This is a genomic window from Formosa algae, from assembly GCF_001439665.1.
Lineage (GTDB): Bacteria > Bacteroidota > Bacteroidia > Flavobacteriales > Flavobacteriaceae > Formosa > Formosa algae.
In genome coordinates this window covers 20,259-28,363 of sequence record NZ_LMAK01000079.1, presented here as the reverse complement: position 1 = coordinate 28,363, position 8,105 = coordinate 20,259, and the positions used below count along the sequence as shown (strand labels likewise).

Annotated in this window: 5 protein-coding genes; all 5 read right to left on the bottom strand. The window is 35.7% G+C overall.

Features of this window, described 5'->3' with window-relative positions; genetic code table 11:
• Window positions 1-760 (bottom strand): glycoside hydrolase family 30 protein (locus tag AST99_RS17745; RefSeq protein ID WP_420865365.1); only part of this gene is annotated, 760 nt, incomplete at its 3' end.
• Between the two features lie 17 nt (window positions 761-777).
• Complete coding sequence (locus AST99_RS17740) at window positions 778-2,220, bottom strand: glycoside hydrolase family 30 protein (RefSeq protein ID WP_232301648.1); 1,443 nt, start codon at window positions 2,218-2,220, stop codon at window positions 778-780.
• Window positions 2,221-2,389: 169 nt separating this feature from the next.
• Entirely contained in the window at window positions 2,390-3,265 is an 876-nt protein-coding gene (locus AST99_RS17735) for a hypothetical protein (RefSeq protein WP_057784091.1), read from the bottom strand.
• A gap of 18 nt (window positions 3,266-3,283) precedes the next feature.
• Window positions 3,284-4,741, bottom strand: coding sequence for a RagB/SusD family nutrient uptake outer membrane protein (locus tag AST99_RS17730; RefSeq protein WP_232301647.1), 1,458 nt, complete (start codon window positions 4,739-4,741; stop codon window positions 3,284-3,286).
• A gap of 71 nt (window positions 4,742-4,812) precedes the next feature.
• Entirely contained in the window at window positions 4,813-7,926 is a 3,114-nt protein-coding gene (locus AST99_RS17725) for a SusC/RagA family TonB-linked outer membrane protein (RefSeq protein WP_057784087.1), read from the bottom strand.
• Window positions 7,927-8,105: the final 179 nt, after the last annotated feature.

Genomic DNA, 8,105 nt, shown 5'->3' with positions numbered 1-8,105 from the left:
CCCAGATTTGAACCGCCATAGGTTCGTTTTGAATGGTAAGTCCCCAAACAGGTAAGCCTTCCGCTTCATAAGCTTCTATAAACTTAACGTAATAGTTGGCCCAAGCTTGATTGTATTCTGGTAATAATTTACCACCGTGTAACATGTCGTTGTTGGTTTTCATGAATGCAGGCGGACTCCATGGACTAGCGTAAAAAATTAAATCGTCTTGGATTAAAGCTGCCGCTTTTTTAATCATTGGGATTCTAAATTCTTTATCGTGAGCTATAGAAAAAGATGTTAATTCGGCATCGCCTTCATCAATATAAGTGTAACTGCCTGAACTAAAATCGCAACTGTGAATACTTGTTCTAATGATATTATACCCAATACCATCTTTTGTAAAATAAGCTTGCAACAATTCCTCTTGAGTTTCTGGTCTTAATTTTGCAAATACTTCTGCAGATGCATCTGTAATAGCGCCCCCTATTCCTAAAAATTCTTGAAAGGTTTTATTCGGATTTACAAACACTGAAACTTCTGCCTCTGAAGGTTGATCTGATTTTACAAATGTGAGATTATTGGTTTGTGTAAGTCTTAAATTGGTATCTTTTGCTGTGGTATACACCACGACATTTTTATCTGTGTAAGATATGTTTGCAGGTGTTTCCATTGTTTCTCTTTTCAAGGGTTCAGTTTCCTTTTTGTTAGACGTACAAGACAGAATTAAAAGTGTGAATGCAATAACACTGAGATGTTTTTTTGTGTGCTTAAATTTCATGTGTGTATAGTTTTTATTTACCAGATATATGTTCCAACCGAACCCGCATCTAAAGCTGTTGAAATTGATTCTGTAGGTGTGTTTATGTTGAATGATTTATTGACAGAGGTGTTGTTTACTACAATAACAACTACATTGCCAGTGGGTGTTTTAAAAGCGACATTAGGCAAATCTGTATGGTAATTAGACTGAATTCTAACAGATCCTGGTCTTACAAATTTAGATGCATGTGCAATGATATAATAGGCTACATTCTTCTTTACAGTATCACCATCTATGGTTAATGCGCCTAAACATTCTGTACATCCACCATCTGTGTGTGGCTCTAAATTAGAATCAGATGCTAAATTCCATTCTAAAACTGTCTTACACCAATTTCGAGTAGCACCAATTATTAGCTCTCGTGTATGCCACAATAAATTATCATCAAAATCACTATTTACTCCTACCCATTGTTCTGTAAAATACAGATTCTTATCAGGATAAGCATTATGTACTGTGCTTAGATTTTCTATAGATCCATTATACAAATGAAAAGCAGAACCATCTACATATGCATTGGCTTCAGGATCGGAAAAAATTGTAATCGGATAACTCGGATTGTCTGCATTATGATCCCACACTACAATTTTAGTTTCAAGATTATAAGCTTCAAACTCTGGTCCTAAATAGTGTTTAACAAATTCGGCTTGATCTAAAGCCTCCATATACATACTCGGATTATTACCATCATGCAAAGGTTCGTTTTGCACTGTAATGGCGTCTATAGTAATACCTTCGGCCTGATACGCTTGAAGATACTTTACAAAGTATTTGGCATACACGGCATAATACTCAGGCTTTAAGCTTCCGCCAATAGAATTCCCGTTGGTCTTCATCCATGTTGGAGCAGACCATGGCGATCCCATAAGTTTAATATCCGGATTAATAGCTAATATTTCTTTAAGAATAGGAATTAAATGGTCTTGATCTTTAGCTATAGAAAACTGGGTTAAATTTATATCGGTTTCACCGTCTGCTAAGTCATTATAAGAAAATGCTTCAGCATCTAAATCTGATGCTCCAATACTTATTCTTAGATAACTAACACCGGTCTGATTTGCATTAAATAGATCATCTAAAATTTCAGTTCGAGCTGCATCAGACATATTGTGTAAATGCTCTGCACTACCGCCTGTTAGTGAATATCCAAAACCATCCATCTCTTGATATGTAATTTCAGGATCTACGTCAATTGAAAAATTAGAATTATCTGAATACGCAGGTACTTTAGTAGACTGCAATTGAAATAATTCTGATTGATCTGCTTTTGTGACGTATAAATCTACATTACTATAGGAAGTATTAGTATCTGGAGGAATAACATTTACGTCGTCTGAAGTGGTTTCTGATGATGAGCATTTCACCATTAAAACAGCGATTAATAAAAATGTAAACGGATGATTCATAAAAATATACATAGTTTAATTTTATTTATAACAGTCCATACTTAAAATGACTGAATTTTAACTAGATATAGAACACTAAGATTTTTTCAATTGAACATCTTTGGTGTGCTTCAAAAAACAAAGCCCATATATCCATATCCTGAACCATATGGGCTTTTAACAAAAACTAAATGAATATTATTTAATTTGAACCTCTCATTTCTACATTCGTAATGCTAATGCCAGAGGTTTGGTTACCGCCACATTTAATTACAAAATATATCGTTCCAGAGGTTTCAAAAGTTACCGAATTACTTACTATTCCAGAATTAGAATTTGTAAGGCACCCGACATTAGATAACAGCCCTGAAAAAGATCCTGTACCACAACCATTCCATGTATTTAGTCCCATGACTAATCCGTTAGCATAATCTTGTCCTTGGGTTGGTACTTCAGAACTGGCCATAACTTCAAACCAGGTTTCATCATTAGACTCACCAGACACAAGCATATCTATAGTGTATGTTTGTCCAGCAACAACATCTATAGCTTGGTAAATAGCTTGCTGACTATAACCGCTAGCTACAACAGTAGCAGATCCTTCGTTAAACACCCAATACGCTCCAGAATCACTGATATTTAAGATAGTCCATTGGTCGTAATCGCTCGTATCTTCAAACTTACCACCAAGCACAATATTTCCCGAAACAGGATCGGAAACGGCGACTTCTAATTCTTGAGACACCGAATTCGAAATCCCTCCTTTTCCTATAACTTGATGAGAGATTGTATATGTTCCTGCGTCTGGTAAAAATATGTCTTCGCTTTGACCACCTGAATAAAATCCAGCACCCAATCCTAAATCCCAATTAGATGAGATATAGCTTTCATTCGCTGTTAACACATATGTATTGTTAGCATCTGAAACAGGTGTTATGGTGAAACTAGCGTCCAAATTATCGTTATACAGACCATTACCATCACCTAACTCGTCTGGTTGACACGCACATAGAAATGCCATGACAACCCCTATGCTTAAAAAGCTAGACGCTTTATTTAATTTTATATTTAAATTCATATGATTTCGTTTTTATAATTAGTAATTCGGATTTTGCACCAACAATGTATTCTCTAGTTCTGCTAATGGAATTGGCAAAATTTCATTTTTTCCAGCTACAAATCCTTTCTCTGCTAATGCAGATGCTGCACGACCTGTTCTTACTAAATCGTACCATCTATGCCCTTCTCCAGCTAATTCTAAACGACGTTCAGCATAAATAGCATCTAAAGACACGGTTACAGAAGACAAACCTACGCGTGCTCTTACCGCGTCTAATAAGGCTTGAGCTCGTGTTCCTGTTCCACCTAAAGCTTCGGCTTCTAACAAATAGGTATCTGCTAAACGTATCATATAAACATGTTGTTTATAATTTAAAACCGTAGCACCTCCACCTGTAGATACATCTTCAGTTAACGGCATGAATTTTTTAAGAAAATAGCCCGTATCTTGATAACTCTTTTCGTATTCTACTTGACCAGCTTCGGCTAAAGCGCCGATATCTTCTATCGTTTCATCAAATCTAGGATCTCCTTCTAAAGCATCATATAAACTTTGAGTTATAATATTAAAGCCCCATCCTGTAGCATAATCTGGCGCTGTAGAGCCTGAAGTACGGACAAAACCTCTTGGACCAACCATAACGTTTAAGCTATTCCCTTCATCGTCTCCATAACCCCAATTGCTCCAATCTGCATTACTTGCATCTGTATAGGCTATCTCAAGAATAGATTCACTATTATAAGTATTATCGACATCCCACAATGCTGAAAAATCATCTAATAACTTGTAACCATAATCACTTGTAGATCCTGGTGTACCATTAATTGCTGCAAATTGTTCTGCTGCTAAAGTGTTTTTATCTTGATATAGATAGACTTTTCCTAACATGGCTTTTACAGCACCTTGACTTAAACGTCCTGCTTCTGTAGACAATTCTAAGGTTACAGGTAAATCGTTAATAGCTTCAATTAAATCGGTTTCTATTTGTGCATAAACGTCTGTTGGATCTGCCTGAAGTACAGTATAATATTCATCTGTAGTTAGTGGTGTTGTTATTAATGGAATATTTTCAAACAATCTCACCAATTCAAAATAGTAAATGGCTCGTAATGCTTTGGTTTCTGCAGTATATCTTGCTTTTAGAGTGTCGTCCATATCTACATCTGGTAACTTCACCAAAAGTGTATTTGCTCTAAAAATACCTTGGTAAAAATCGTCCCAATAACTTTCGGCTACTGTAGATTCACTAATCGTATAGTTAGAAAAAGCTTGTAGTTGCGAACCGTCTGATGAACTTCCTCCACCGGTATAATGATCGTCTGACCCCGAATTTAACAACGTAATCATATTCTCAAAACCTTTGGCCTGTTTACCAATAATATCGTAAACAGCAACCAAACCAGAATAGGCTTCTTCGGCTGTTTTATAATAATTTTCTTCCAAAGCAGTGCCTTCAGGATCTACTTCCAAATAATCTTTGCTACAGGATGCCATAACAACTAATATTGAAAGCGTAATACATATATTTTTTATATTTATAAGTCTCATATCTTCAAGTATTTTTATTAAAACTGTAAATTAATTCCAAGTTGATTGGTCTTTGCTTGTGGATAATACCCACGATCAATTCCAAATACATCACCACCAATTTCGGGATCGTAACCGGTGTATTTAGTAAACGTAAACAGGTTTTCGGCTGTCACGTAAATTCTTAATTTATCAATTCCGTATTTACCTAATATATCTTGAGGTAAAGTATAGCCCACTTGAATGGTTTTAAATCTAAAATAATCACCATCTTCTAAATAAAAATCTGATGGATTAGAGAAGTTATTATTGGTATCGTCTGTGGTAAGTCTAGGAAATAGATTTGAAGTTCCTTCGCCTACCCAGCGTCCTAAAGCAGAAGTTTGATAATTGGCATTCGCAATATCTAATCGTCTTAACCCTTGGAAAATCTTGTTTCCTGCAGCACCTTGACCGAATATTAAAAGGTCGAAATTTTTATAATCTAAGTTAAGGGTAAATCCAAAAGTGAATTTAGGAACAGAATTCCCTAGGAATGTTCTATCATCAGAATCAATCGTTCCGTTATCATCTAAATCTTTCCATTTAAAGTCTCCTGGTTGAGCATTGGGCTGAATTACAGTCCCAGCAGAATTTATATAATTATCAATCTCTTCTTGATTTTGAAAAATACCATTGGTTTTAAAACCGTAGAACGAGTTTACAGTTTGGCCAACCTCGGTTCTTGTTATAGGGTATGTACTAGATTGAATGGTGGATCCTCCCGAAATAAAATCGACATTATTCCCTAAGAACGTTACCTCATTCTCTAAATAAGACACATTACCATTAAGTGAAAAGTTGACTTCGTTAAATTGCTTAGAATAGCCCAATTCTAAATCAATACCTCTGTTTTCCATATCGGCTACGTTTCCGGTTGGACTGCTAATAGCACCAACATAGCCAGGAATAGAAACATCTTGTAAAATGCCTGTGGTTACTTTTTTATACCAATCGAATGCCACTGTTATGTTTCTTAATATTCTTGTATCGAAACCAATGTTTAACTGACTGGTTTCTTCCCATTTTAAATCTGGATTAGATGGTGCATCTGGACTGTTACCAATAGTTACTGAACCTGAAGTACCAATGGTATAATTTCTACCATCACTAATTGTAGATAAATAAGCAAAATCGCCAATGTTATCGTTACCCGTAACACCGTAACCTCCTCTTATTTTAAATTGATCTACAATAGCATCCTCTGGCCAAAAATCTTCGTTAGAAGGCACCCAACCTGTAGAGAATGAAGGGAAATATCCGTATTTATTATTAGAACCAAATCGTGAAGAACCATCTCTACGCACTATAGCTGTTAATAAATATTTCTCTTTATAATTATAATTTAACCTAGAGAAAATAGACGTAACTCTATGCTCTGTACCTGTGTACGCATAGGCATCTACCTGATCTGTAGGAACGCTATAGTTAAAAGAAGCGTCTTTATAATTATCTACAGGAATATCGTAATATGTGACACCTTCTCCAGTAGAAATATTGTCAATATACACACCTTGACCTAGTAACACACTAAAATTATGATCGTTAATAGACTTAGTATAAGACACGGTATTTTCTAAATTCCATCCAAAACCTTTGTTACTTGTACGTGATATATTGTTCTGAGACACTATACTACTCGCATTTAAAAAAGAGACTGGTGTGTAACCATAAGATCCCCAATACGCTAATTTACCACCAAGTGTACTTCTAAATTTAAGCCCTTCTATAGGTTCGAACTCCAGATACGCATTCCCCACAAAGTTATCTGCCCAACTATAATTTCCTAAAAGGGTTTGTTGATAAGCTAAAGGATTAGACATTTCTTGAGCCACGTAACTAGATATACCATATGGATTACCATTAGCGTCTGTCATGACTCCTGTATTGGTATACGGCGCCTGATTTATAAGATCTGGATCTGTTTCTACAATTGGTGTAATAGGATCTAAGTTAATGGCTGAAGATAGTGGCCCACCATATTCACTATTTGTATTACCAATCCCAACAGTTTTCTCGTTAGAATACCCTACGGTTTGTCCGAAAGTAAGTTTGTCTGTGATCTTATGTGTAGAATTTAGACGAATATTTTTTCGCGTATAATGCGAAATATCACTCATTACAATACCTTCCTGATCGGTATAACCAAAAGATGCATAGAATTTAGACACTTCGTTTCCGCCACTTAAGCTAAGCTCGTGCGTGGTTTTTTGGGCACCATCGTTAAAAATAACCGATTGCCAATCTGTGCCTTCTCCTAAAGACGCTGGATCTGAAAATAGGATACTTCCTCCTCCTGCTACAGATTTCTCGTTTATTAAGGTCGCATATTGCTCGGCATTTAATAAATCTATTTTTCTTGCTGCTGAAGAAAATCCAGTATAACCATTATAGTTTATACTTAATTTACCAGATTTTCCTTTTTTGGTTGTTATAAGGATTACACCAGTTGCTGCTCTAGCTCCATAAATGGCCTGAGATGCAGCATCTTTTAAGACTTCAATTGATGCAATATCAGATTGGTTTAAAAATCCGATACCACCGGCATCTACAACAACGCCATCAACCACCCAAAGCGGGTCGTTACTTCCCAAAGTAGTAATACCACGAACTCTTACTGTAGAAGACGATCCGGGTTGTCCAGAATTAGATGCTATGGTAATTCCTGAAGCTCTACCTTGTAAGGTTTGTTCTACTCTAGTGATGGGTAAATCTTCGAGTTCACTTTCTTTTATACCAGAAATTGCGCCAGTTACCACGCTCTTTTTCTGAGTACCATATCCAACAACCACAACTTCATCAAGTTCTGACAGGTCTTGAACCAGAGAAATGGTTAAAGCAGTGTTGTCTTTTATAACAACATTTTGGGTTATATATCCTATATAACTAAAGGATAATGTAACTCCTACTTCTGCATCAATACTAAACGCACCATCAAAATCGGTTACGGTACCTGTGTTGGTTCCCTTTTTAATAACATTTACACCAGGAACTGGGAATCCTGTTTCGTCATTTACAATTCCAGTAATGGAAATCTCTTGTGCAAAAGAAAACCATGTTGAAAGAATAAATAAAATCGCGAACGACTTTAAGTTCAAATTGTTTTTTTTCATATTTAGTTTAGTTTGGTTTGTAGCTATCAAATCATTGAAGCATGAAACAAATTAAACCAAGTAATGAGTGAAGTACAACCCAATGTACCAAAAAAGTAGATTTTAAGTAGACTAAAAAACAATTAAAACACTGTAATACAGGTGTTTAAAAATATATTAAGTATTTAAAAAAGTAGTGA